At 69.6% G+C, this 24,655-nt stretch carries 21 protein-coding genes; 6 read left to right on the forward strand and 15 right to left on the reverse strand.

Translation table 11 applies throughout. The annotated features are described in order from the left end of the window. Positions 1 to 44: 44 nt before the first annotated feature. The 6 genes from J2X34_RS07395 to dapE all read right to left on the reverse strand — a co-directional run bounded on the left by J2X34_RS07395 (position 45) and on the right by dapE (position 6,278). On the reverse strand, positions 45 to 968 hold the full coding sequence (locus tag J2X34_RS07395) for a glucosyl-3-phosphoglycerate synthase (protein ID WP_114718444.1): 924 nt from the start codon (positions 966 to 968) through the stop codon (positions 45 to 47). Continuing rightward, the gene (gene folP, locus J2X34_RS07400; protein ID WP_114718443.1) at positions 965 to 1,882 is read right to left on the reverse strand and encodes a dihydropteroate synthase; all 918 of its coding nucleotides are present in this window, start codon (positions 1,880 to 1,882) and stop codon (positions 965 to 967) included. The genes J2X34_RS07395 and folP overlap by 4 nt, the downstream gene beginning before the upstream one ends. A 29-nt stretch (positions 1,883 to 1,911) precedes the next feature. After that, positions 1,912 to 3,687 carry a long-chain-acyl-CoA synthetase gene (locus J2X34_RS07405; RefSeq protein WP_429516461.1) on the reverse strand — a complete coding sequence of 592 codons (1,776 nt, stop codon included), beginning with the start codon at positions 3,685 to 3,687 and terminating at the stop codon, positions 1,912 to 1,914. 103 nt (positions 3,688 to 3,790) lie between these two features. Then, positions 3,791 to 4,345, reverse strand: a complete 555-nt coding sequence (locus J2X34_RS07410) for a TIGR00730 family Rossman fold protein (protein WP_114718441.1) — start codon at positions 4,343 to 4,345, stop codon at positions 3,791 to 3,793. Next, positions 4,339 to 5,145 (reverse strand): TIGR00730 family Rossman fold protein, encoded by an 807-nt coding sequence (locus J2X34_RS07415; protein ID WP_114718440.1) that lies wholly within the window; start codon positions 5,143 to 5,145, stop codon positions 4,339 to 4,341. The genes J2X34_RS07410 and J2X34_RS07415 overlap by 7 nt, the downstream gene beginning before the upstream one ends. Positions 5,146 to 5,180: 35 nt before the next feature. After that, entirely contained in the window at positions 5,181 to 6,278 is a 1,098-nt protein-coding gene (gene dapE, locus J2X34_RS07420; RefSeq protein WP_114718575.1) for a succinyl-diaminopimelate desuccinylase, read from the reverse strand. A gap of 119 nt (positions 6,279 to 6,397) precedes the next feature. Between dapE and dapD the strand changes: the two genes are divergently transcribed. The 5 genes from dapD (at position 6,398) to J2X34_RS07445 (ending at position 11,356) form a co-directional block, all read left to right on the forward strand. Beyond that, the gene (dapD, locus tag J2X34_RS07425) at positions 6,398 to 7,360 is read left to right on the forward strand and encodes a 2,3,4,5-tetrahydropyridine-2,6-dicarboxylate N-succinyltransferase (protein ID WP_114718439.1); all 963 of its coding nucleotides are present in this window, start codon (positions 6,398 to 6,400) and stop codon (positions 7,358 to 7,360) included. A 10-nt stretch (positions 7,361 to 7,370) separates the two neighbouring features. Continuing rightward, positions 7,371 to 8,759, forward strand: a complete 1,389-nt coding sequence (locus J2X34_RS07430) for an amino acid permease (RefSeq protein WP_114718438.1) — start codon at positions 7,371 to 7,373, stop codon at positions 8,757 to 8,759. A gap of 78 nt (positions 8,760 to 8,837) precedes the next feature. Further along, positions 8,838 to 9,647, forward strand: coding sequence for an enoyl-CoA hydratase (locus tag J2X34_RS07435; RefSeq protein ID WP_429516462.1), 810 nt, complete (start codon positions 8,838 to 8,840; stop codon positions 9,645 to 9,647). 79 nt (positions 9,648 to 9,726) lie between these two features. Beyond that, positions 9,727 to 10,374, forward strand: a complete 648-nt coding sequence (locus J2X34_RS07440; RefSeq protein WP_309473062.1) for a TetR/AcrR family transcriptional regulator — start codon at positions 9,727 to 9,729, stop codon at positions 10,372 to 10,374. A gap of 10 nt (positions 10,375 to 10,384) precedes the next feature. After that, entirely contained in the window at positions 10,385 to 11,356 is a 972-nt protein-coding gene (locus tag J2X34_RS07445) for a TauD/TfdA dioxygenase family protein (RefSeq protein WP_114718436.1), read from the forward strand. Between the two features lie 3 nt (positions 11,357 to 11,359). On the opposite strand, the gene J2X34_RS07450 is transcribed toward J2X34_RS07445, so the two are convergent. Together J2X34_RS07450 and J2X34_RS07455 are read right to left on the reverse strand one after the other, a co-directional pair. Beyond that, positions 11,360 to 12,394, reverse strand: a complete 1,035-nt coding sequence (locus J2X34_RS07450; RefSeq protein ID WP_429516463.1) for an NADP-dependent oxidoreductase — start codon at positions 12,392 to 12,394, stop codon at positions 11,360 to 11,362. A gap of 33 nt (positions 12,395 to 12,427) precedes the next feature. After that, positions 12,428 to 14,557, reverse strand: coding sequence for an ABC transporter permease (locus J2X34_RS07455; protein WP_429516464.1), 2,130 nt, complete (start codon positions 14,555 to 14,557; stop codon positions 12,428 to 12,430). A gap of 89 nt (positions 14,558 to 14,646) precedes the next feature. On the opposite strand from J2X34_RS07455, the gene J2X34_RS07460 reads away from it, so the two are divergent. Then, positions 14,647 to 15,390: a TetR/AcrR family transcriptional regulator gene (locus tag J2X34_RS07460; protein ID WP_254622854.1), complete on the forward strand. Its 744-nt coding sequence runs from the start codon at positions 14,647 to 14,649 to the stop codon at positions 15,388 to 15,390. 10 nt (positions 15,391 to 15,400) lie between these two features. On the opposite strand, the gene J2X34_RS07465 is transcribed toward J2X34_RS07460, so the two are convergent. From J2X34_RS07465 to J2X34_RS07495, 7 genes are all read right to left on the reverse strand, one after another. After that, positions 15,401 to 16,807, reverse strand: coding sequence for an acyl-CoA synthetase (locus J2X34_RS07465; protein WP_429516465.1), 1,407 nt, complete (start codon positions 16,805 to 16,807; stop codon positions 15,401 to 15,403). A 25-nt stretch (positions 16,808 to 16,832) separates the two neighbouring features. Then, positions 16,833 to 17,801, reverse strand: coding sequence for a proline dehydrogenase family protein (locus tag J2X34_RS07470; RefSeq protein ID WP_114718433.1), 969 nt, complete (start codon positions 17,799 to 17,801; stop codon positions 16,833 to 16,835). Beyond that, the gene (pruA, locus tag J2X34_RS07475) at positions 17,798 to 19,447 is read right to left on the reverse strand and encodes an L-glutamate gamma-semialdehyde dehydrogenase (protein WP_429516466.1); all 1,650 of its coding nucleotides are present in this window, start codon (positions 19,445 to 19,447) and stop codon (positions 17,798 to 17,800) included. The genes J2X34_RS07470 and pruA overlap by 4 nt, the downstream gene beginning before the upstream one ends. A 199-nt stretch (positions 19,448 to 19,646) precedes the next feature. Further along, a complete protein-coding gene (gene dapC / locus J2X34_RS07480) occupies positions 19,647 to 20,747 on the reverse strand; it encodes a succinyldiaminopimelate transaminase (protein WP_114718431.1) in 1,101 nt (366 codons plus the stop codon). Between the two features lie 14 nt (positions 20,748 to 20,761). After that, on the reverse strand, positions 20,762 to 21,085 hold the full coding sequence (fdxA, locus tag J2X34_RS07485; protein WP_114718430.1) for a ferredoxin: 324 nt from the start codon (positions 21,083 to 21,085) through the stop codon (positions 20,762 to 20,764). A 134-nt stretch (positions 21,086 to 21,219) separates the two neighbouring features. Beyond that, positions 21,220 to 21,987 carry a hypothetical protein gene (locus J2X34_RS07490; protein ID WP_429516467.1) on the reverse strand — a complete coding sequence of 256 codons (768 nt, stop codon included), beginning with the start codon at positions 21,985 to 21,987 and terminating at the stop codon, positions 21,220 to 21,222. Between the two features lie 8 nt (positions 21,988 to 21,995). Then, positions 21,996 to 24,620, reverse strand: a complete 2,625-nt coding sequence (locus J2X34_RS07495) for a bifunctional FO biosynthesis protein CofGH (RefSeq protein WP_429516468.1) — start codon at positions 24,618 to 24,620, stop codon at positions 21,996 to 21,998. Positions 24,621 to 24,655 lie beyond the last annotated feature (35 nt).

A 24,655-nucleotide genomic window follows, 5' to 3' on the forward strand; every position in this document is an offset into this window, starting at 1 on the left:
ATACTGTCACGAACCACCGACAGGAACGTCGCCGCGCGCGGCAGTCAGGGACGGATCGTGTTCATCGGCGGCCGATCGGTGAGCGCGACGTCGGTCCGGGCGGGCACGAACGAGTCTCCGTCCACCAGGAACTGGGTCAGACCGCCGCCGGTGTCCTCGACACCGCACCGGCGCAGCATCGTGCCGATGATCTGGCGGCTCATCACGCCGAGTTCGGACAGCGGCCGGTTCCGGTGCTTGCGCACACCCAGATTGACCTGGCCGATCGCGCCGAGCCCGAGCCGGTCGTAGGTGTCGAGCAGCAGCCCGATCTCGACGCCGTAGCCGGGCGCGAACGGCACCGACGACAGCAGCTCACGCGTGCCGGCGTACTCGCCACCGAGCGGCTGCAGGACGCACGTCAGTTCGGGACGCAGCGCCGCGAGCATCGGCCGGGCCACCAGTTCGGTCACCCGCCCTCCGCCGTTGGCGTCCTCGGTGCCGCTGACCCGCAACGGACGTCGGTAGTAGCCCTTGACCAGATGGATCCCGTCGACCGTGAGCAGCGGACCCAGCAGCTTGGGGACGAACGCCGGATCCGGCTCGACCAGGTCGGAGTCGACGAAGGCGATGAGGTCACCGGTGCTCGCGGCGATGGAACGCCACAGCACCTCGCCCTTGCCCGGCACCGGAGCGAGTCCCGGGACGGCGTCCTCCCGGCTGATCACCGTCGCCCCGGCGGCCGCGGCGCGCTCGGCCGTCGCGTCGCACGAGCCCGAGTCCAGGACGATCAGCTCGTCGACGAGTCCGCCCAGCAGCGGGTGGATGGTGTCGACGACACCGGCGACCGTCTTCTCCTCGTTGAGGGCCGGCAGCACCACCGACACGGTGCGCCCGGCCTTGGCCCGCTCGAGTTCCGCGATGCTCCAGACCGGGTGGTCCCAACTGTTGGCGTCCGTCCAGGTGCGCGACGCTTCGGTGATGCTCATGCCAACCCCCGTACGGTGCGGACGGGTTGCCTGGTTCCCATGATCGCGGCGACCATGTCGACCACACGCCGGGTCGAGGCAACCTCGTGGACGCGGAATACGCGGGCCCCACCGGCGGCCGCCAGAGCAGTCGCCGCCAGGGTTCCCTCCAACCTCTCGGCCAGTTCCACACCCAGAGTCTCCCCGATGAAGTCCTTGTTGCTGAGCGCCATCAGCACGGGCCATCCGGTCTTAACGAGATCTTCCACGCGACGCAACAATTCGAGCCCGTGAAAGGTGTTCTTCCCGAAATCGTGGGTGGGATCGATCAGGATCGAGTCCGCCCGCACCCCCAGCCGCGACGCGTGTTCGGCCGCGGCGACCACCTCGCCGACGACGTCGGCGACCACGTCGGTGTAGCGGACGCGGTGCGGGCGCGTGCGCGGTACCGCTCCCCCGGTGTGCGAGCAGACGATCCCGGCACCGAGTTCGGCCGCGACCTCCACCAGTTCGGGGTCGGCCCCCGCCCACGTGTCGTTTATCAGGTCGGCGCCCTCACCGCACGCGAGTCGGGCGACCTCGCTGCGCCACGTGTCCACGCTGATGATTACGTCCGGGTAGCGCGCCCGGATCGCCTCCACGAACGGCACCACGCGGCGCGTCTCCTCCGCGGCGTCGACGAGCGCGCCGGGGCCCGCCTTCACGCCCCCGATGTCGACGAGATCGGCACCCTCCGCGACCGCGCGATCGACCGCCGCCATCGCCGCCTCGTCCGAGAACGTCGCACCGCGGTCGTAGAAGGAGTCCGGGGTGCGGTTGACGATCGCCATCACAAGGGCGCGATCGGTCGCGACCGGCCTGCCACACAGGGTGGGCAGGACGTGTCCGGGGGCCGAGACGGCCGAGTCGTCGCCGGAGGCGGGGCGCGGTGCCATGCCCCCATAGTCGCATGAGCGGGAGGACGTTACGCCCGGGGAGCATTGCCCTCGGCGACATCACGCACGTATCCGTCGTATGCGGGCCGGTAACCCTCACCCCGGCCGGCGAGCACGTACACCTCGTCGACGGTCGACGAGTACCCCTCCTCGCGCAGTTCCACCTTGCGGCTCTTGAAAGTCGACGTCGTCTCGAGCGAGTCGACGACACGCACGAACAGGGGGATCGCGTACGCCGGCAGCCGGGTGTACAGCTCCTCGGCGAGCCGAACGCCGTCGAGCGCGTGACCCGAGCGCACCGTCACCGCCGCCATCCCCGCCTTGCCGTCCGTGCCGGGCACCGCGACGCCGTACACCACCGACTGCTCGATCGCGGGGTGCGCGGACAGCGCCCCCTCCACCTCGGTGGTCGCGACGTTCTCGCCCTTCCACCGGAACGTGTCACCCAGACGGTCCACGAACGCGACGTGCATGAAGCCCTGGCTGCGCACGAGATCGCCGGTGTCGAACCAGCAGTCGCCGTCCTTGAATCCGTCCCGCACCAGCTTCTTCTCGCTGGCCTCCGGGTCGGTGTAGCCGTCGAACGGCGCCCGATCGGTCACCTTCGACAGCAGCAGCCCCACCTCGCCGGTGCCGACGCGCCGCAGCCTCCCCTTCGGGTCGCGGCGGGCACGCCCGGTCTCGGGGTCGAACTCCACCACCGCGTACGGCAGCGGGCACACCCCTGCGGTGCGGTCGACGCCGAGGGCGTTGACGAACGCGATGTTGCACTCGCTGGCGCCGTAGAACTCGGCGACTCGCTCGATGCCGAAGCGCTCGATGAACTCGGTCCAGATCTCCGGCCGGAGCCCGTTGCCGACCATCAGGCGGATTCCGTTGTCGCGGTCGTTCGCCCTGGGCGGCTGGTTGAGGAGGTACCGACAGACCTCACCGATATAGACGAACGCGGTGGCCTGGTTGGCCTTCGCGTCGTCCCAGAACCGGGAGGCGGAGAAGGTGCGTCCGATCGCGATCGCGGCTCCGGCGGAGAGCACCGACGACAGCGACACCGTCAACGCGTTGTTGTGGTACAGCGGCAACGCACAGTACAGAGTGTCGTTGCGGCGCAGTCGAACTCCCATCGCGCCCAGCCCGGACATGCTCTTGAGCCACCGGAAGTGGCTCATCAGGCTGGCCTTCGGCAATCCGGTCGTGCCCGAGGTGAAGATGTAGAAGGCACGCTCCGTGCCCCGGATCTGCTCGCACACAGCGGGGTTCGACGAGTCCGCATCCTGCGCGAGTCGGTCCAGATCGACCGCGGCCAACACAGCCTTCGCGTGCACCTCGCTCCCCAGTGAGGCGATCGCCTCGCCGCACTCCTCCCCCACCACCAGCACCCGGCTGTCCAGCACGGACAGGCTGTGCGCCAGCACATCGGCGCGCTGATTGTGGTTGAGCATGCCCGCGACCGCGCCGAGTTTGACCACCGCCAGGGTCAGCAGCAACGTCTCGGGCCGGTTCTTCATGAGAATCCCGACGACGTCGCCGCGCCGGACGCCGTGCTGCACGAGGACGTCGGCGTAGCGGTTGACCCGAGAATTGGCATCCCCGTAGCCGATCGACTCGCCTTCGAAGCGAATGAACGGCTGATCCGGCTGGCGGCGGGCCAGTTCCTGGAACACCCGGCCGATCGACTCGCGCGACTCCGGCTTGCGGGTCATCCCCAGCGCCCCGCGCGCCAGGCTGGGGAGTTCGGTCGCCATCCGCGGCAGTTGCAGCGCGAGCTGCACGAGACTGATCGTCGAAGCGGTGGCGTCTGAACTCATCGGCATCCTTGTCGGAGGGGGCAGGGAGGGTCGAAAGGGGACGTTTCTTACTCCACAGTAATCTTTACGACCCGCCCCCGGAACCCCTCGACAGGAACCGTTTTCAGCGCACGCAGGCGTCCAGCGCGGATTCGACGTCGCCCGTGACGATCAGCCCGTCAAGTGCACGCTGCGCGACGAACCCCTGACCGCGCAGCCCCTCGAGCCAGTGCAGCAGTCCGCGGAAGTGGTCGACGGGATCGAGCATCACCACCGGCTTCTCGTGCATACCGAGGTATCCGGCGGTCCAGGTCTCGAACAGTTCCTCGAGGGTGCCGATCCCACCGGGCAGCGTGATGAATGCGTCGGCGCGGTCCTCCATGATGCGCTTGCGTTCACGCATCGTGTCGGTGACGATCAGCTCGTCGGCGTCGACGTCCGCAACCTCCTTGTGCACCAGCGCCTTCGGGATGACGCCGACGGTCCACGCGCCCGCTTCGCGGGCCGCGGTCGCGACGGCGCCCATCATCGAGACGTTGCCGCCGCCGGATACCAACTGCCATCCCCGGCGGCCGATCGCCGTGCCCACCTCGGATGCCAGCTGGAGGAACTGCTGATCCACGGGCCCCGACGCGCAGTACACGCAGACGCTGAACTTCTTGTCGCTCGTGCTCACCACTCGTCCTCGTCTCCCAGCAGTGCCGCCTCGTCCACGCCGTGCTGCGACTCGACGACGATCCGGACCGCCTCCTCGACATTGTCGGTGACATGGATGAGATCGGCGTCCCCGGGCGAGATCTTCCCGGTCCGCTCGAGAGTGCCGCGGACCCAGTCGATCAGCCCGCCCCAGAACTCCGTGCCGATCAGCACGATCGGGAACCGGGTGATCTTGCGGGTCTGCACCAGCGTCAGCGCCTCGAACAGCTCGTCGAGAGTGCCGAATCCGCCGGGAAGGCAGATGAACGCCTGCGAGTACTTCACGAACATCGTCTTACGCGCGAAGAAGTAGCGGAAGTTGATGCCGAGATCGACCCACTCGTTGAGTCCCTGCTCGAACGGCAACTCGATGCCGAGGCCGATCGAGTATCCGCCGGTCTCGCTGGCGCCGCGGTTGGCGCCCTCCATGACACCGGGTCCGCCGCCGGTGATGATCGCGAATCCGGCCGCCGCGAGCGCCGTGCCGAGTTCGCGCGCGGCGGCGTACTCGGAGGTGCCCTCCCCCGTCCGGGCCGACCCGAACACGGTCACGGCGCGCGGCACCTCGGCGAGCGCGCCGAAGCCCTCGATGAACTCGCTCTGGATCCGCAGTACCCGCCACGGATCGGTGTGCACCCAGTCCGTAGGCCCGCGCTGGTCGAGGAGCCGCTGGTCGGTGGTGGTCGCCTCCACCTTGCGGTCGCGCCGCAACATGATCGGACCGCGGTGTTTCACCGAGGAACTACTGCGCCGGGCGGCCCCGGTCTTCCTGTCTGGTGCCATGCGGGCAAGGCTAGCCGTTCACCCGCGGCGCACACCTACGCGCTGAGGTACCCGCGCAGCACCCGCGTGACGTCGGTGATCTGCTCCACCGGGACGTGCTCGTCCCGCTTGTGCGCCAGGTTGGGATCGCCGGGACCGTAGTTGACCGCGGGGATACCGAGCGCCGAGAACCGGGATACGTCGGTCCAGCCGTACTTGGCGCGATACTGCCCGCCGGCGGCCTCGATCAGCGCCGCGGCCGCGGGGTTCGACAGACCCGGCAACGCGCCGGGCGAGCTGTCGGTGACCTCGAAGCCGAGCTCGAGACCGCCGAGCGCCGACGGCTCGAACACCTCGCGCACGTGCTCGACGGCCTGCTCCACGCTGCGGTCGGGCGCGAAGCGGAAGTTGACGTCCATCTCGGCGGCGTCGGGCACGACGTTGCCCGCGACCCCGCCCGCGATCCGCACCGCGGACAGCCCCTCCCGGTAGACACAGCCGTCGATGTCCACGGACCGCGCCTCGTACGCCGACAACCGGTCCAGCACCGGGGCGAACTTGTGGATCGCGTTGTCGCCGAGCCACGATCGCGCCGAATGCGCGCGCACACCCGACGTCGTCAGGCGCACCCGCAGCGTGCCCTGACACCCCGCCTCGATGAACCCGGCCGTGGGCTCGCCGAGGATCGCGACGTCCGCGGCCAGCCACTCGGGCAGGTCACGCTCGATGCGTCCGAGCCCGTTGTACTGCGCGGCGATCTCCTCGCAGTCGTAGAACACCAGCGTCAGATCGTGCGCGAAGTCGGAGATCGTCGCGGCCAGGTGCAGGAAGACCGCGTCGCCGGACTTCATGTCGACGGTGCCGCAGCCGTGCAGCAGGTCGCCCCGCTCGTCGGTCGTGCGCCGGCTCGGAACGTTGTCGGCGATCGGCACGGTGTCCAGGTGACCGGCGAGCATGACCCGGCTCGGCAGCCCGCGGGCGGTGCGGGCGAGCACCGCGTTGCCGCTGCGGATCACCTCGAACCCGGATGTCTGTTCGCGCAGCGCGGCCTCGACGGCGTCGGCGATGACGCCCTCGTCCTGCGACACGCTGGGGATGTCCACGAGCGCGGTGGTGAGGTCGATGGGGTCGGCGTGCAGATCGAGGATGCTCACGGCTTCCAGGTTAGGTGCCCTGTCCACCAGGGCACCCGACCGGTCGGAACGCGCGGTCGGGATCACAATCGGCTCACCGCCCCGGACGGCCTCGCACACCTCGCGTAACCTGTGCACCCGTGAGTGCACAGGGAGCATCTGCAGTAGGCGTCGCCAACGTGACCGAGTCGGGCACGGTTCTCGACACCTGGTACCCGGCCCCCGAGCTGGGCGAGTACGAGGGCGGCACCGTCGCCGGAACCGTCGCGCTCGAGGGCACCGACATTCCGTCGGACCTCGCTCTGCTCGCCGGCCACGACGAAGCCCGTGAGGTCAAGCAGGTCGTGGTGCGCACCACGATCACGGACCTGTCCGCGCCGCCGGTCGACGCGCACGACGTCTACCTGCGTCTGCACCTCCTGTCGCACCGCCTGGTGCAGCCGCACGGCGTCAACCTCGACGGCCAGTTCGGTCTGCTCGCGAACGTGGTGTGGACCAACTTCGGCCCGTGCGCCGTGGACGGCTTCGAGCTGGTCCGCTCGCGGCTGCGGATCCGCGGCGCGGTCACCGTGTTCGGTGTCGACAAGTTCCCGCGCATGGTCGACTACGTCGTCCCGGCCGGTGTGCGCATTGCCGACGCCGACCGCGCCCGCCTGGGTGCCCACCTGGCGAGCGGCACCACCGTCATGCACGAGGGCTTCGTGAACTTCAACGCCGGCACGCTCGGCAGCTCGATGGTCGAGGGCCGCATCTCCGCGGGCGTTGTCGTCGGTGACGGCTCCGATGTCGGTGGTGGCGCCTCGATCATGGGCACGCTGTCCGGTGGCGGCAAGCAGGTCATCTCCGTCGGCGAGCGCTGCCTGCTCGGCGCCAACGCCGGCCTGGGCATCTCGCTCGGCGACGACTGCGTCGTCGAGGCGGGCCTCTACATCACCGCCGGCACCAAGGTCACCGGCCCGGACGGCACCGTCGTCAAGGCCGCCGACCTGAGCGGCCAGTCGAACATCCTGTTCCGTCGCAACTCCGTCTCCGGCGCCGTCGAGGTGGTGCCGTGGAAGGGCACGGGCGTGGAACTGAACGCAGCACTGCACGCCAACGACTGATCCGCAGCTTGTGAGCTCCACCGAAACCCCAGTCCGATTAGGGCACGGCCTCAAGGTCCGTCATCTGACGATGATGGGCCTGGGGTCGGCCATCGGCGCCGGTCTCTTCCTCGGGACCGGCGTCGGGATCGCGAAGGCCGGCCCCGCGGTCCTGATCTCCTACGTGATCGCCGGTTTCGTCGTGGTGTGCGTCATGCGCATGCTCGGCGAGATGGGCGCCGCGCTGCCGGCGAGCGGATCCTTCTCGCACTACGCGCGCATCGGCATCGGCGAATGGGCCGGCTTCGTCATGGGCTGGCTGTACTGGTTCATGCTGATCATGGTGCTCGGCGCCGAGATCACGGGCGCCTCGGCGATCGTCAACGACTGGATGCCCGGTGTGCCGCAGTGGGTGATCGCCCTCGTCTTCGTGACGTTCTTCGCGGTCGTCAATCTCGCCAAGGTCAGCAACTTCGGCGAATTCGAGTTCTGGTTCGCGGCCCTCAAGGTCGCCGCCATCATCGGTTTCCTCGTCGTCGGTGTGCTGCTCGTCTTCGGCCTGCTCCCGGACACCGATCCGGTCGGATTCACGAACCTGCTCGGTGAGGGCGGATTCATGCCCAACGGATTCGCGGGTGTCGCGGCGGGCCTGCTGGTCGTGGCATTCGCGTTCGGCGGCATCGAGATCGTCACGATCGCCGCGGCCGAGTCCGAGGACCCCGAGCGCTCGATCGCCACGGCCGTCCGCACCGTCATGTGGCGGATCAGCGTCTTCTACATCGGCGCGATCGGCATCATGGTCCTGGTCCTGCCGTGGAACGATCCCGGCCTGCAGGACGGCCCGTTCGTCGCCGTGCTCGAGCGGGCCAATCTCCCGTACGTCTCCGGCCTGATGGAACTGGTCGTGGTGATCGCGCTGCTGTCCGCGTTCAACGCGAACGTCTACGGCACGTCCCGGATGGCGTTCTCGCTCGCCCGGCGGAACGACGGCCCGGCACCGCTCGCGAAGCTCTCGAAGACCGGCGTGCCCACCAATGCGGTGCTGCTGTCGGTGTTCTTCGGCTTCGTCAGTGTCCTGCTGAACTGGCTGCTGCCCGACGACCTGCTCGGCATCCTGCTCAACGCGGTCGGTGCGGCGCTGCTGGTGATCTGGGTGTTCATCGTCATCTCGCACCTTCGGCTGCGGCCGCAGCTCGAGCGCGAGGGCAAGCTCACCGTGAAGATGTGGCTGTTCCCGTACCTGAGCTACCTCACGCTGGCACTGCTCGCCGCGTTCGCCGTACTGATGATGTTCGACGACGACGCCCGCGACCAGTTGATCGCCACGGCGGGGCTGTTCCTCCTCATTCTGCTGCTGTCGATGATCAATTCGCGCCGCCGGGCGCGGAAGGCCGCGGCAGTCGAGGACCCCGCGATCTAGGTCGCGAGAACGGGCACACCGGACGCTCCTGCGGCGTAGGGTCGGCGCACAATCGCCCCCGGGACCGTAGGAGATCCGTTGAGCTTCATCCTCGTCGAACGGCCGCGCGAGAACGTGGCGCTGGTGACCCTCAACCGTCCGGAACGCATGAACGCGATGGCGTTCGACGTCATGGTCCCGTTCAAGGAATCGCTCGAGGCGATCAGCAACGACAACTCGGTGCGCGCCGTCGTGTTGACCGGGGCGGGCCACGGCTTCTGCTCCGGCGCCGACCAGACGTCCGCAGGCAGCCCGCCCCACATCGACGGGCTCACCCGACCGTCGATCGCGCTGCGGTCGATGGAGATGCTCGACGACGTCGTGCTCACGCTGCGCCGCATGCACCAGCCGGTGATCGCGGCGGTCAACGGCGCCGCGATCGGTGGCGGCTTCTGTCTGTCGATGGCGGCGGACATCCGGCTGGCCGCGCCGGAGGCGTACTTCCGGGCGGCCGGCATCAACAACGGTCTGACCGCGAGCGAGCTGGGCCTGAGCTACCTGCTGCCCCGCGCGATCGGATCGTCGCGCGCGTTCGAGATCATGCTCACCGGCCGGGACATCGACGCCGACGAGGCCGCACGGATCGGACTGGTGTCGCGCATCGTCGCGCAGGAGGATCTGCTGGACGACGCGTTCGACCTGGCGCAGCGGATCGCGTCGTTCTCCCGCCCCGGCATCGAGCTGACCAAACGAACGCTGTGGTCGAGCCTGGATGCGTCGTCGATGGCGCAACACATGAACCAGGAGGGACTCGGGCAGCTGCTCATCCGGCTGATGACCGACAACTTCGAGGAGGCGACCCTCGCACGGCGCGAGAAGCGGGATCCGGTCTTCCGCGACGCCAGGTAGGTTCCGCCGCGACAGAAGGATGCCACCTAGCCGTCGACGAGTATTGACGGTTTAAGGTCACGGCCTTAACGTCGTCACTGTGACCCGGACCACTGCCCGCCAGGCGATGATCGACGCGGCCGAACGCCTCGTCGCCGAACGGGGCATGCCCGCGATGACACTCAAGGACGTCCAGATCGCGGCCGACCAGTCGAACAAGTCGGCCGCGAAGTATCACTTCGGTTCCCGCGACGGTCTCATCGAGGCCGTCGTCGAGGCCCGCATGTCGCCGGTCGACCGGCGCCGCCAGGAGATCCTCGACGAGTGGGCGCGGCAGGGTCTGTCGCCCACGCCGCGTCAGGTGGTCGAGGCCCTCGTCCAGCCACTGGCCGCGCAGACCCTCGGCCGCCCCGGCAGCCGCTACGCCCGATTCCTGGTCCAGGCCACCTTCGATCCCGCGCTCGCCGACATCATCCAGAAGCACATGAGCGCCAAGAGTTTCCGGCACATGCACGACCTGCTCGTCAACCTCGCCGAGGTTCCCCGGGAGGTCGCGGCCTGGCGGGCGTCCGACGCGATCACCCTCGCCATGGTCACTCTCGCGATGCGGGAGGGCCAGGATCGCACGCCGCGACAGACGGCCGCGATCGTCTCGGATCTCGTCGACATCTGCGTGGCCGTGCTGACCGCACCGATGTCGCCGGAAACCACCGAAATCACCGGAGACCCCGCCACCTTCGATTCCTGAGGAGTCCGCCATGACCGTCTCGTCCACACCACAGGCGTTCCACACCAACATCGCGCCCCGGCCGACGGATCCGTTGGCCGCCTTCGGCCCGCTCGTGGCACCCCGGACCGCCGGGGCCGCGCCGACCACCGAAGACCGCCCCTACGAACTGTTCTCGCTCGATCCGCAGACCCCCACGATCGGTGCGGAGATCTCCGGGATCCGACTCGACGGCGACCTGTCCGACGAGGTGCTCGCCGAACTGCGCCGCGCGCTGCTCGAGTGGAAGGTGCTGTTCTTCCGCGACCAGGACATCGACCGCGCCGACCACCGCGCGTTCGCGGCCCGATGGGGCGATCTGGAACAGCACCCGTTCTTCAAGTACACCCAGCCCGGCCAGAGCGACACGGACGTCGCCACCCTCGCGAAGGACGCGATGGCGATCGGTGTCGAGAACCTGTGGCACAACGACGTCACCTGGCACGAATTCCCCTCGTTCGCAGCCGTTCTGCGCGCGGTCGAGATCCCACCGGTCGGCGGCGACACGCTGTGGACCGATACCGCCGCGGCCTACGATCTCCTCCCCGAGGACATCCGGGCGCGGATCGACCACCTCGACGCCGAGCACGACTGGATCAACTCGTTCGGCCGCGGCATGCCGCCGGAGGCCGTGGAGATGCTCCGACCGAACTTCCCCGCGGTGACGCACCCGGTGGTGCGGGTCATCCCGGAGACCGGCCGGCGCGTGCTGTTCGTCAACATCGGCTTCACGCAGCGCATTCTGGGTGTGTCGGAGCAGGAGTCCAACGAACTGCTGACGATGCTGTACCGGCACGTGCAGCGTCCCGAGTTCCAGGTCCGGCTGCGGTGGCGGACCAACACGATCGCGTTCTGGGACAACCGGACCTGCCAGCACTACGCGGCCAGCGACTACTACCCGGCCCGCCGGGTCATGGACCGCATCTCGATCGTCGGCGACAAGCCGGTCGGCATCCCGGCCTGACCGTCACTCGTCGTCCGGGCCCACCCGGACGACGAGCTTGCCGAAGTTCGTGCCGTGCAGCATTCCCAGGAACGCGGTCGGCGCATTCTCCAGTCCGTCGACGACGTCCTCCCGGTACTTCAGCCGGCCCTCTCCGATCCACCGGGAGGCGTCGCGTTCGAAGTCCGCGTACATCTCCCGGACGAACTCGGACTGGATGAAGCCGCGGACGGTGAGGCTCTTGACGAGAACCAGCCCCATGAATCCGGGCAGCCGGTCCGGCCCCTCCGGCACGGCAGCGGCGTTGTACTGGGCCACCAACCCGCACACCGGGATTCGCGCATACAGGTTGAGCAGCGGCAGCACCGCGGCGGTGACGGCGCCGCCGACGTTCTCGAAGTAGACATCGATGCCGCCCGGGACCGCCGCGGTCAACTGCTCGGCGAAGTCCGGTGCGCGGTGGTCGATCGCGGCATCGAACCCGAGTTCGTCCCGCACGTACGCGCACTTGTCCGGACCCCCGGCGATCCCGACCGCCCGCGCGCCGTGGATCTTCGCGATCTGACCCACGGCCGACCCGACCGGACCCGACGCCGCGGCCACCACGACGGTCTCCCCCGGATGCGGGCGCCCGATCTTCAGCAGGCCCGAGTACGCGGTGAATCCGGGCATGCCCAGCACACCGACCGCGGTGGACAGCGGCGCGCGGTCCGGATCCAGGATCCGCACCGCGTCGCCGTCCACCACGGCGTGCGACTGCCAGCCGGAGTACGCGAGCACGTAGGCGCCGGGCTCGATCCGCGGGTGCCGGGACTCGACCACCTGCGACACCGTGGCGCCCACCATGACGTCGCCGACCTCCACCGACGCGGCGTACGACTCGGCGGCGCTCATCCGGCCGCGCATGTACGGATCCAGCGACAGATACACGGTGCGCAGCAGGACCTGGCCGTCCTGCAGCGCGGGCAGGTACACGGTCTCGGTGCGGAAGTTGTCGGCGGTCGGCTCGCCGTGCGGACGTGAGGCGAGGACGATGCGGGTGCTCGTGACGGCGCTCATAACCGAACGGTACGCCCGCTCGCCTTACCCCGGTCAGATCCGCGCGGCCACCTCGACGGCGGCGTCGTCAGGTGCGGGCGCCTGCACCGGCTCCGCCGCCGGCAGCGGGCGGACCCTGTCGATGACCACGACGCACAGCAGGGAGATGACACCCCAGATCGCGAAGGTGATCAGGTGCGAGCCGACGGCGTCGCCGCCGAAGTACAGGATCGACCGCACCGATTCGACGGCTGCCGGCATCGGCAGGACGTCGTGCAGGAACCGGAAGACCGCGGGCTCCATGTAGATCGACAGCGCACCACCGGAGGCCGGGACACCGAGGAACATCAGGATCGCGACGACGGGCAGCACCGCCAGTAAGCCCAGCAGACGCACGAAGACGGTCGTGAACAGCGCCGTCGCGACGATCGCCACGATGCCGGCGCCGACCAGTGGCAGGAAGTGCCCGTCGACGGCGCCGACGAGCGGGCCCGCGATCAGCCAGACGACGACGGACATGAACACCGCCCACCCGGCGATCACCGGCAGCAGCTTGCGCAGCCCCATCACCATCGGCGCGGCACTCGACGCGACGATGACGATCATGAAGCCGGCCATGATCCAACCCATCGCGACGTACAGGCTCACCGTGCCCATCGTGTCCCCGGCATCGAGCGAGGCGACGGTCTCACCGGACATCGGCACCTGCTGTCCCGTCGCGATCTGACCGAACACGCGCTCCACGACCTGCTTCTGGCTGACACCGGCGGCCTCGTTGGTGATCAGGGTCGCGGAGGGATTCTCGGCGGACGGCAGCACGTAGGCGGCCACCACGGTCCGGTCCTCCACCTGCGCGCGGGCCGCATCGACCGAGTCGGACGCATGCAGGTCGAACAGGCCGGGCATGCTCCGATCCAGACCGCCCACTGCCTGCTCGGCCTGCTCGGCATTCGCCGCGACCACCGCGACGGGCATGTCCTGCGGCGCCGGTTGGTACATGGCGCCGAGCATGAACGAAATCATCATCACGACCATGCCCAGCGGGAAGAACGCCAGCGTGGCGTAGCGAATCCGGTTGCTGGCGGGACGCGGGCCCGCGGTCAGCGACTGCATGGTCACCTCCGGCGTCCCGGCGTCCGGGTTGCGACGACGCTTCAGCGCGTCGATGCCGAGCGTCGCCGCCAGCGCGAGCAGTGTGCCGACGACGAGGACCGTCAGGTGTGTGCCGACACCGTCGCCACCGAAGTACAGGACCGAGCGCAGCGCCTCACCGGTGGCCGGTGTCGGCAGGAAGCTGTGCAACGTCGTGTAGAACGACGGCATCGTGTGGACCGACATGCCCATGTTCGACGCGGGCACGCCGAGCACCATCAGGAACAACATGCCGGCCAGGACGGCCATCGGGCCGAGGATCCGGGTGAGGAACAGCTGCACGGAGCCGACCGCGAAGACCGCGAGCCAGGAGATGCCCAGGATCACCGCGGTGTTCCCCTCCACCGCACCGAGGACCGGCCCTGCGACGAGCCACACCAGCCCGGCGATCAGCGCGGACCAGCCCGCGAGGATGGGCACGAACCGGCGGAAGCGCAGCAGTTCCGGCGAGTTCGACAGCATCAGGCTCAGCGGCATGTAGCCCGCCAGCATCAGCGCCGTCGTCATGAACATCGCAGTGAGGCCGGCGCTGTCGTTGTCGGGTAGCGGGGCCAGGTCCTCGGTCTGCAACGTGAGGCCCTGCCCCACCACCTCCGGCGCCAGGAGTCCGGTGACGGTGCCGACCTGGGACGCACCGGCCGCGGTGGCGGTGTACACCGTCGCGCTGCCCTCACCCGGGTCCGAGAGCACCACCGATCCCGCGACCTCGCGGTCGAGGACCAACTGCCGGGCGTCGGCATCGGTGGCGACCACCCGAACGTCGACCGCGGACGGGTTCTCGGCAGCGAGGGCGTCGGCGAACTGCTCGGCCTGCGGCGCGGGACCCGCGACGGCGATCGGCATGTCGTGCGGCGTCGGCGCGTGCATGGTCGCCAGGTAGCCCGTGATCATCATCCCGACCATCAGGAACGGGAGCAGGACCATCGCGACGTAGCGACCGATCCTCTCCTTCTTGGCCCGGGCCGGATCGGCCTCGGTCTCGGGGGTGTGCCCCGGAGGACCGTCGGTGGTCGCCGTGGATGTGGATGTCACAGTCGTGCTCCCGCTACTCGTTGTCCGTGCATGAACGCGTCGATCCGAACCGACACCCAAAAATTACGCCGCCTGACTTAAATTAGACAATGATCGAGGCGGTGACGTTCGTCCCACCAGGGCACCGCAGCCGCGACTCGGCCCACGGTCACGGCGAGAGGGGAACCACATTGGGACAGCACGGCGACCGGGTGCGCAATGCCCTGCTGGACGCGGCCGAGGAGCTGTACGCCACGGACGGCATCGACGCGGTCTCCAACCGGCGTATCGCCGAACACTCCGGCAACGCCAACCATTCAGCGGTGAGCTATCACTTCGGCGGCCGCGACGAACTGGTGCGGGCACTGCTCGATCGCCACACCGAGTACGCGCGGGCTCGGCGCGCCGAACTGGTCGCCGAACTCGGCGACGACGCCCCGATCACCGGCCTGCTGGCCTGCCTGATCCTGCCGTTCACCGATCTGCTGGCCGCGCGTCCCGCCCCCAGCTGGCGGGCACGGTTTCTGCAGCAACTACGCACGGTGCCGTCCGTGGCTGCCTCGGTCGCCGAGTCCGTCACGGCAGATCCGCTCACCGACCACCTGATCCACCGGATCCGGGCGCACTTCTCCGCGGTCCCCGAACCGATCTTCAACGGAAGATCCTGGATGCTCGGACGCACGGTGATCGACGCGTGCGCGGAGTACGAATCCCGGGTCCAGGTGGAACCCACCCCAGCGGACTGGACGGGCCTCGGCTACTTCCTCATCGACGCCTGCGCGGGCATGCTCGGCGCCCCGGTCACCCACCCCGGTGACTTCCTCGGGGAGTCGAAGGTGACGTACCTGTTGTAGCGGCGTCGCCTCAGGCGAGCAGCTTCTTCTGCACCTTGCCCATCGCGTTGCGCGGCAGGCCGTCGACGATGCGGACCTCGCGGGGCCGCTTGTGCACCGACAGCTGTCCCGCCACGTGCGCGATGAGGGCCTCCTCGTCGAGGCCCTCCCCCACGACGTACGCGACGATCCGCTGCCCCAGGTCGGCGTCCGACAGTCCCACCACCGCGGCCTCCTTCACGCCCGGATACCCGAGGAGCGAGGTCTCGACCTCGCCGGCGCCGATGCGGTAGCCGCCGGACTTGATCAGGTCGGTGGATTCGCGGCCGACGATGCGGTGGAAGCCGCCCTCGTCGATCACCGCCACGTCACCGGTCTTGAACCACCCGTCCTCGGTCCACGACTCGGCGGTCGCGTCGGGGCGATCGAGATAACCGTCGAACAGCATCGGCCCGCGCACCTGCAGGCCGCCGATGCTCTCGCCGTCGTGCGGGACGTCGCCGCCCTGCTCGTCGCGCAGCCGGGTCTCGACGCCGCGCACCGGGGTGCCCACCCAACCGGGCCGGCGTTCGCCGTCGACGCGGGTACTGAGGGTGAGCATGCTCTCGCTCATGCCGTACCGCTCGACCGGGGCGATGCCGGTCAGCTCCTGCAGCCGCTCGAACACCGGCACCGGCAGTGCCGCGCTGCCCGACACCAGGAGCCGGGCGCCGCTCAGCGCGCGGGCCGACTCCTCGTCCTCGACCACGCGCGACCACACGGTCGGCACCCCGAAGAACAACGACCCGCCCGCCTTCGCCGCCTCCGCGTACGCCTGCGGCGTCGGCTTGACGGTGTGGATCAGCCGACTGCCGATGCGTAGCGGGCCGAGCACACCCAGAATCAGTCCGTGCACGTGGAACAGCGGAAGGCCGTGCACCAAGATGTCTTTCGATGTCCAGCCCCATACCTCGGCGAGGGCATCGACGCCCGCGGCAATCGCGCGGCGGCTCAGCAGCACACCCTTCGGTGGGCCCGTCGTGCCGGACGTGTAGAGCACGAAAGCGGTGGACGAGGGGTGCGGTTCGGGATGCGAGTGCCAGTCACGGGCGTGCACCCGGACCGGCACTACCGGCAGGTCGCTCCCCTCGGGTGCCTGCCCCAGCCACGCCTGCGCCCCGGAGTCGGACAGGATGTGCGCCAACTCGTCCGGGCCCGAATCCGGTGGCACCGGGACGACGGTGACGCCGGCGAGCAGGCAGCCGACGATCGCGACCACCGTCGAGGCCGACGGCGTGGCCAGCACAGCGACCCGCTGGGCGCCGGTGATGCGCTTGGCCAGCGCTCCGGCAGCACCGAGGATGTCCGTGCGCGAGAGTGTGGCGTCGCCGACCCGGACGGCGTCGGGCATGTCGTCGCCGCGGGCGACTGCGAGAGGATTCAGCGAACTGAGCAGCACGACGCCCACTGTCTCACATCGCGCGTCAGCCCCGGGTGAGCGTCGAGCGAAGGAAGAACGTCAGGTTCGACGGCCGCTCCGCGAGTCGGCGCATGAAGTAGCCGTACCACTGCCCGCCGTACGGCACGTAGACGCGCACGCGCCGTCCGGCGTCCACCAGGCGAGCCTGCTCCAGGTCCCGGATCCCGAACAGCATCTGGTGTTCGAAATCGTCAGGCCCCCTGCCCGTCTCGCGAACCAGGTCGTCCACCGACGCGATGATCGCCGGGTCGTGGGTCGCGACCATCGGGTAACCGTCCCCGCGCATCAGGATCGCCAGACACCGCCCGTACGACGCGTCGACGTCCGCCCGGGACCGGAACGCCACCGACTCCGGTTCGCGGTACGCACCCTTGCACAGCCGGATCCGTGAGCCGGCCCCCGACAGGTCCCGGCAGTCGCCCTCCGTGCGTCGCAGGTACGCCTGCAGGACGGTCCCGAGCCACGGGAAGTCGGCCCGCAGCTCGCGCACGATCGCCAGTGTGGAGTCGGTTCGGGTGTGGTCCTCGGCGTCGACGGTGACCGCCGCCCCGTGCTCGCGCGCGGCCGCACAGATCGTCCGGGCGTGGTCGAGCGCGATCTTCTCCCCGTCCACCGGCAGGCCCTGTCCGAGCGCGGACAGTTTCACCGACACCTCGATCGGGCGCACGACGGCGTCCCGAACCTGCGGCAGGCGGCCCAGTTCGGCCAGAAGCTCGAGGTACGTGACGACGGTGTCGCGCGCCTGGGCCGGGTCGAGCGTGTCCTCGCCGAGGTAGTCGATGCTCACCGCCCGTCCCGCCGCCAGCAGGGTCGACGACGCCGCCATCGCGTCGGCGAGCGTCTCCCCCGCGACGAACCGGCGCACGATCGACTTCGTCACCGGCGCGCGCGTCACCGCGCTCTTGACCCGCGCCGACCGGGCGGCGGCGAGGATCGCCGGCCGCAGCGGATTCGACAGGACCGACGGTGTCATCGACCGGTCCCGGGTTCCATGTGCGGGTAGCGGTAGTCAGTCGGCGGAACGAAGGTCTCCTTGATCGTGCGGGCCGAGACCCACCGCAGCAGGTTCAGCGGCGAGCCGGCCTTGTCGTTGGTGCCTGACGCGCGCGCACCCCCGAACGGCTGCTGACCCACCACCGCCCCGGTCGGTTTGTCGTTGACGTAGAAGTTCCCGGCCGTGTATCGCAATGCGGCCGAGGCCTGTTCGATCGCGGCCCGGTCGTCGGCGACGACGGCGCCGGTCAACGCGTAGGCCGACGCCGTGTCCACCGCGGTCAGCACGTCCGCGAACGCGTTCGGCGCCGAGTCGTCGTACACGTGTACAGACAGGATCGGGCCGAAGTACTCCTTGGACAGCGCCTCGTCGCGCGGATCGTCCACCAGCAGCACGGTGGGCCGGACGAAGTAGCCGACGCCGTCGTCGTACTTGCCGCCCACCGCGATCTCGACTCCGGCCGCGCCCCGCGCCCGCTCGATCGCCGCGACGTTCTTGTCGTAGGCGCGCCGGTCGATCACCGCGCCGCCGAAGTTCTCCAGATCGCTGACGTCGCCGTAGGTGAGTGCGTCCACCTCGGCCAGGAACTGGTCCTTCATCCGCGACCACAGCGACCGCGGGATGTAGGCGCGCGACGCCGCCGAACACTTCTGCCCCTGGTACTCGTACGCGCCGCGGATCAGCGCCGTCGACAACACCGCGGGATCGGCGGACGGATGCGCCACCACGAAGTCCTTGCCGCCGGTCTCGCCCACCATTCGGGGATAGCTGCGGTACCGGTCGATGTTCGCGCCCACCTCGCGCCACAGACGGTGGAAGGTGGCGGTGGATCCGGTGAAGTGGATGCCGGCCAGTCGCGGATCGCTCAGTGCCACATCCGACACCGCGAGGCCGTCACCGGTGAGCAGGTTGATCACCCCGGGCGGCAGTCCGGCGGCCTCGAGCACGCGCATCGTCCAGTACGCGGCCAGGGTCTGGGTGGGCGACGGCTTCCAGATCACCGTGTTACCCATCAGCGCCGGCGCGGTCGGCAGATTGCCGGCGATCGCGCTGAAGTTGAACGGCGTGATCGCGTACACGAACCCCTCGAGCGGCCGGTACTCGAGCCGATTCCACACCCCGGGCGACGAGACCGGCTGATCGGCGAGAATCGCCCGGGCGAAGTGGACGTTGAACCGCCAGAAGTCGACCAACTCGCACGGGGCATCGATCTCGGCCTGCTGCACCGACTTGGACTGACCCAGCATCGTCGCGGCGGCCAGCGTCTCGCGCCACGGACCGGACAGCAGGTCCGCCGCCCGCAGCAGCACCGCGGCCCGCTCGTCGAACGGCAGGTCCCGCCAGGCCGGCGCGGCCGCGGTCGCGGCGTCGATCGCCGCGCGGGCGTCGTCGTAGGTGGCGTTGGTGATCGTGCCGAGGATCGAGGAATGCCGGTGCGGTTGAACCACTTCCATCGGCTCACCGCTGCCAGGTCGGTGCTTGCCACCGATCACGTGCGGGATCTCGATCGCGGCGGACATGTGATCCGCCAGCGACTTCCTCAGACGATCGCGTTCGGAGCTCCGCGGCGCGTAGGAGTGGACCGGCTCGTTGTGCGGCGCCGGTACCTGCGTGACGGCATCCATGCTGCCCTCCTGCCCTCGAGCTGGGTGACTGCAACCAAGCTCAGGCTACGCCCGACACTGCCTCCGGCGCCCCGCAACAAGTGCGCGAAGCGTCGGAACCTGCGCCCCACTTTCCGCGACAAGTGCGCAAAACGCGAGAACGCGGGCCCCACGCGCGCGAGAAGTGCGCAAAACGTGAGGACCCGGGTGCCCGGTGTGGTCAGGACAGACGCGCTGCCGCCGCGGCGATCCGCTCGTCGGACGCGGTGAGGGCGATCCGCACGTGCTTCTGCCCGCGCGGGCCGTAGAAGTCTCCCGGCGCGACGAGGATGCCGCGCTCGGCGAACCAGTCGACGGTGTCCCGGCAGTCCTCACCGCGGGTGGCCCACAGGTACAGCCCGGCCTCCGAGTCGTCGACCGTGAAACCTGCTCCACGGACCGCGGCGAGCAGGACGTCGCGACGACGCCGGTACCGCTCACGCTGCTCGGCCTCCTGCTCGTCGTCGGCGAGCGCAGCGGCCATCGCGGCCTGTATCGGCGTCGGCATCATCATGCCCGCATGCTTGCGGACCTCGAGCAGTTCGGCGATCAGCGCCGGGTCGCCCGCGAGGAAGCCGGCCCGGTAGCTGGCGAGGTTCGACGTCTTCGACAGCGACTGGATCGCGATCAGGCCCGTGTGGTCGCCGTCGCACACCCGCGGGTCGAGGATCGAGACCGCGTCGGCGTCCCACGTCAGACCCAGGTAGCACTCGTCGGACGCGACGATCGCTCCCCGCTCGCGCGCGAACGCGACGACCTTGCGCAGGTGTTCGACCCCGAGCACCTTGCCGGTGGGATTCGACGGCGAGTTGACGAAGATGAGTGCCGGATTCTCCGGGCCCAGCTGCGCGGTCCCGTCGGCCCGCAGCACCCGCGCACCGGCGAGCAGCGCGCCCACCTCGTACGTCGGGTAGGCAACCTCGGGGATCACCACGAGGTCGCCGGCCCCGAGACCGAGCAGGCGCGGCAGCCACGCGATGGCTTCCTTGGTGCCGATCACCGGCAGGATCGCCGCCGGATCCACTCCGGTCATCCCGTAGCGGCGGGCCACCGACGCGGCCGTGGCCTCGCGCAGCGCATCGGTGCCGTGCGTGGTCGGGTAGCCGGGCTCGGCCGCCACCGACGACAATGCGGCCTGGATGGCCGGAGCCACCGGATCGACCGGGGTTCCCACGGACAGGTTCACAATGCCGTCGGGATGCGACTGCGCCTTCTCCTTCGCGGACACGAGGGAATCCCACGGGAAATCGGGCAGGGACTTGGCTACCGGGTTACGGGGCAACGCTCTTCCTCGACCTATTCCTCGCCCATGGGGGGCAGCGCCTTGATCAGCGGCGGGTCGAAGTCGACCTTGCCGAGCTTCGCGGCACCGCCCGGCGAACCGAGATCGTCGAAGAAGTCGACGTTCGCGCTCACGTATCCGGTCCACTGATCCGGCACGTCGTCCTCGTAGAAGATGGCCTCGACGGGGCACACCGGCTCACACGCACCGCAGTCCACACACTCGTCCGGATGGATGTAGAGCATGCGACCACCCTCGTAGATGCAGTCGACCGGGCACTCCTCGATACATGCCTTGTCCAGCACATCGACGCACGGTTCGGCAATCGTGTAGGTCACTGCTGCTCTCCCTGCCTTTCTGACCCGGGCGCCGAGGCGCCTCGACGACCCGGCTGGTCGGGTCCTCGACCCGACGAACTTCCGGAGTGTCCAGTATGAATCTCCCCGACCGCAACAGTCAGGTAAGGGTCGCCTCAGCGAACCGCGCGGGCGGCGGGCCGACCCGCGTCGATCCGGTCCCGCACCTCGCTCGCGACCTCCGCGAGCGCGCCGCGTTCACCCAGGTATTCGGCGAGCGCACCCACCACCGGGAGCCGACCGAGGACGCGGTACGGCCCACTGCCGCGCGGCCGCCGCTCGATCTCGGACAGCAGCCCGCGAACCGTGTGTGCCGTACGCCACATCGATCCGACCACCGCGAACGGTCGCCATCCCGCAGCGTGGTCACGCTCGGCATCCTCGTGGCGGGAGGAACACTCGAGGATCGGCCGGGCATCGAGCTCGCGTCGGCACAGCACCGCCGCGAGCAGATCCACCTGCCGTGCCCGGTCCTCGACGCCGTACTCGCGCGCCACCGCCACCAACACCAGCGCCTGGTTCGCGAAGCCGAGCAGGTCCTGGATCGGCAGCCGGCCGACCAGCGCACCGAGAACGCCGGGGAACGCGACCGCGACGGTGTTGAGCGCACCGAGCCGCGTCACCCACCAGTCGGCCCGGTCCGCCGCGCTCGACCGTTCCCAGGCCGCGGTGCCGGGCACCGTCAGCTCGTCCAACACCCACGCCGCGGCGTCGAGCACCTTCTCGGCCAGGGCCCGGTCGGCCGCGCTCGGCGGCTCGAACGTGCGGGCCTTGATGCCGAGCGGATCGAGGTGCAGCACGTCGAGCACGGGGCTGATGCCCCACGCCGCCTGGTCGAGCAGGACCGCCACGGTCCGGTCGCTCGGGCGGCCGTCGTCGCTCATCGCGGCACTCAGACCAACGGCAGGGCCGGCGCGTGCTCGCGCAACGCGTAGCCCGTGGTCCGCTCGCGGGCGGGACGCCCGATCCCCTCGGCGATGGCCCGCAGCTCCTCGACGGTCTTCTCCGATCCGTGCTGCGAACCGGCCATCCGGGAGATGGTCTCCTCCATCAACGTGCCACCGAGATCGTTCGCGCCGCCCTGCAGCATCGCCTGCGTGCCGGCGATACCCAGCTTCACCCAGCTGGTCTGGATGTTGGGGATCCGCCCGTGCAGCATGATCCGCGACAGCGCGTGCGCGGCCCGGTTGTCCCGCTGCGTCGGGCCCGGCCGGGACGCGCCCGCGAGGTACAGAGGCGCGCTCTGGTGCACGAACGGCAGCAGCACGAACTCGGTGAATCCGCCTGTCCTGTCCTGGATTCCACGGATCACGTTCAGGTGACCCACCCAATGCTTGGGGCTGTCGACGTGGCCGTACATCATCGTCGAACTCGATCGCAGGCCCACCTCGTGGGCGGTGGTGATCACGTCGATCCACGCCGACGTCGGCAGCTTGCCCTTGGTGAGCACCCAGCGGACCTCGTCGTCGAGGATCTCGGCGGCCGTGCCGGGAATCGTGTCCAGTCCGGCCGCGCGCAGTTCGGTGAGCCAGTCCCGGATGCTCTGCCCACCACGGGAAGCGCCGTTGACGATCTCCATCGGGCTGAAGGCGTGGACGTGCATCGACGGCACCCGGCGCTTGACCGCCCGCACCAGATCGGCGTACCCGGTGACCGGCAGTTCGGGGTCGATGCCGCCCTGCATGCACACCTCGGTCGCACCGGCGACGTACGCCTCCCATGCCCGGTCGGCCACTTCCTCGGCCGACAGCGTGAACGCGTCCGCGTCACCCTTGCGCTGCGCGAACGCGCAGAACCGGCAGCCGGTGTAGCAGATGTTGGTGAAGTTGATGTTCCGGTTCACCACGTACGTGACGTTGTCGCCGACGGCCTCCCTGCGCAGCGCGTCCGCGAGCGCGACGACGGCCTCGAGCCCGTCACCGTCCGCCGTCGCCAGCGCGAGGTACTCGTCGTCGCTGAGGCCGGCGGGATCGCGCTCGGCGCTGCGCAGCGCCGACAGAACGTCGGTGTCCACCCGGGTCGGCGCGGCGCGGCCCAGTTCCAGCACCTGCTCCCGGACCGTCTCCCAGTCGCCGAACGCGCTGCCCAGATCGGAGCGGGTCTCGGTGTTGCGGCCCTGCGTGTCGATCTCGGTGTTGAGGTCGACACGACCGGTCGACACCCATTCCTCGTCCGGTTCCTGCCACGGCAACCCGGCCGGCTTCACGCCCTCCCGCGCGAGACCCGTCTCGGGGTCCGCCAGCGCCCGCACGTGTGCGCCGATCCGCGGGTCGATCCACGGGTGTCCGGCCAGCACGTACTGCGGCTGCGCGGCGGTCCGCTCGGTGAGCGCGAACCCGGCCTGCGCCGTGATCTCGGCAAGGGTGTCCAGGTTGGGCCACGGCCGCTCCGGGTTGACGTGGTCCGGGGTGAGCGGCGAGACGCCGCCCCAGTCGTCGACGCCGGCGCCGATCAGCGCGAGGCACTCGGCGTGCGAGACGAGGTTGGGCGGCGACTGGATCCGCATACCCGGGCCCAGCAGCAGCCGGGTCACCGCGATGGTCGCCAGGAATTCCTCGAGGTTCGCGTCGGGCGCATCCCGCATCGCGGTATCCGGCTTGGCGAGGAAGTTCTGCACGATCACTTCCTGCACGTGCCCGAAAGCCTTGTGCACCTTTCGGATCGCCATGATGGAGTCGGCACGCTCGGCCGGCGTCTCGCCGATGCCGACGAGAATCCCGGTCGTGAACGGTATCGAGAGTCGGCCCGCCTCGGTCAGTGTGCGCAGACGGACGTCGGGGTCCTTGTCGGGGCTGCCGTAGTGGCACTCGCCCTTGTCGGTGAACAGACGCTTCGAGGTGGTCTCGAGCATCATCCCCATCGACGGCGCCACCGGCTTGAGCCGGGACATCTCCTCCCAGCTCATCACGCCGGGGTTGAGGTGCGGCAGCAGACCGGTCTCCTCGAGCACCCGGATCGACATCGCGCGCACGTAGTCCAGTGTGGAATCGTAGCCCCGCTCGTCGAGCCACTGCTCGGACTCGGGCCACCGGGCCTCCGGGCGATCCCCGAGCGTGAACAGGGCTTCCTTGCAGCCCATCTCGGCGCCCTGCCGCGCGATCTCGAGCACCTCGTCCGGTTCCAGGTACACGCTGTGGCCCTCGGCCCGCAGCTTGCCGGGGACCGTCACGAACGTGCAGTAGTGGCACTTGTCGCGGCACAGGCGGGTGAGGGGGATGAAGACCTTCCGCGAATACGTCACGGTCCCCGGACGGCCCGCCGCGACCAGTCCCGCGTCACGCACCTTCGCCGCCGACGCGCACAGGTCCTCGAGGTCCGTGCCACGCGCGTGCAGCAGGGTGGTCGCCTCGTCGACGTTGAGGGTGGACCCGTCCCGGGCGCGACGCAGTACCCGCCGCATCGCACTCGCGGACGGCGCTTCGGTCTTCACCGGGGGCCGCGGTACCGACGGGATCGGCAGGATCGTGGACCGGTCGGTGTCATCGCCTGAGTGGGTCACCCGTCGATCATGCGTCACCCGCCCCGGTACCTGCCACCGCGGGTCCCGGTCGA

Source organism: Rhodococcus sp. BE178 (genome assembly GCF_050433545.1).
In the GTDB taxonomy this organism is placed as follows: Bacteria; Actinomycetota; Actinomycetes; order Mycobacteriales; family Mycobacteriaceae; genus Prescottella.

What these genes read in the sequence shown, in the direction of transcription:
- J2X34_RS07395 (WP_114718444.1), bottom strand. Translation starts at nt 968, where the DNA reads ATGAGCATCACCGAAGCGTCGCGCACCTGGACGGACGCCAACAGTTGG.
- folP (WP_114718443.1), bottom strand. Translation starts at nt 1,882, where the DNA reads ATGGCACCGCGCCCCGCCTCCGGCGACGACTCGGCCGTCTCGGCCCCC.
- J2X34_RS07405 (WP_429516461.1), bottom strand. Translation starts at nt 3,687, where the DNA reads ATGAGTTCAGACGCCACCGCTTCGACGATCAGTCTCGTGCAGCTCGCG.
- J2X34_RS07415 (WP_114718440.1), bottom strand. Translation starts at nt 5,145, where the DNA reads ATGGCACCAGACAGGAAGACCGGGGCCGCCCGGCGCAGTAGTTCCTCG.
- J2X34_RS07445 (WP_114718436.1), top strand. Translation starts at nt 10,385, where the DNA reads ATGACCGTCTCGTCCACACCACAGGCGTTCCACACCAACATCGCGCCC.
- J2X34_RS07450 (WP_429516463.1), bottom strand. Translation starts at nt 12,394, where the DNA reads ATGAGCGCCGTCACGAGCACCCGCATCGTCCTCGCCTCACGTCCGCAC.
- J2X34_RS07460 (WP_254622854.1), top strand. Translation starts at nt 14,647, where the DNA reads ATGATCGAGGCGGTGACGTTCGTCCCACCAGGGCACCGCAGCCGCGAC.
- J2X34_RS07470 (WP_114718433.1), bottom strand. Translation starts at nt 17,801, where the DNA reads ATGACACCGTCGGTCCTGTCGAATCCGCTGCGGCCGGCGATCCTCGCC.
- pruA (WP_429516466.1), bottom strand. Translation starts at nt 19,447, where the DNA reads ATGGATGCCGTCACGCAGGTACCGGCGCCGCACAACGAGCCGGTCCAC.
- J2X34_RS07490 (WP_429516467.1), bottom strand. Translation starts at nt 21,987, where the DNA reads ATGAGCGACGACGGCCGCCCGAGCGACCGGACCGTGGCGGTCCTGCTC.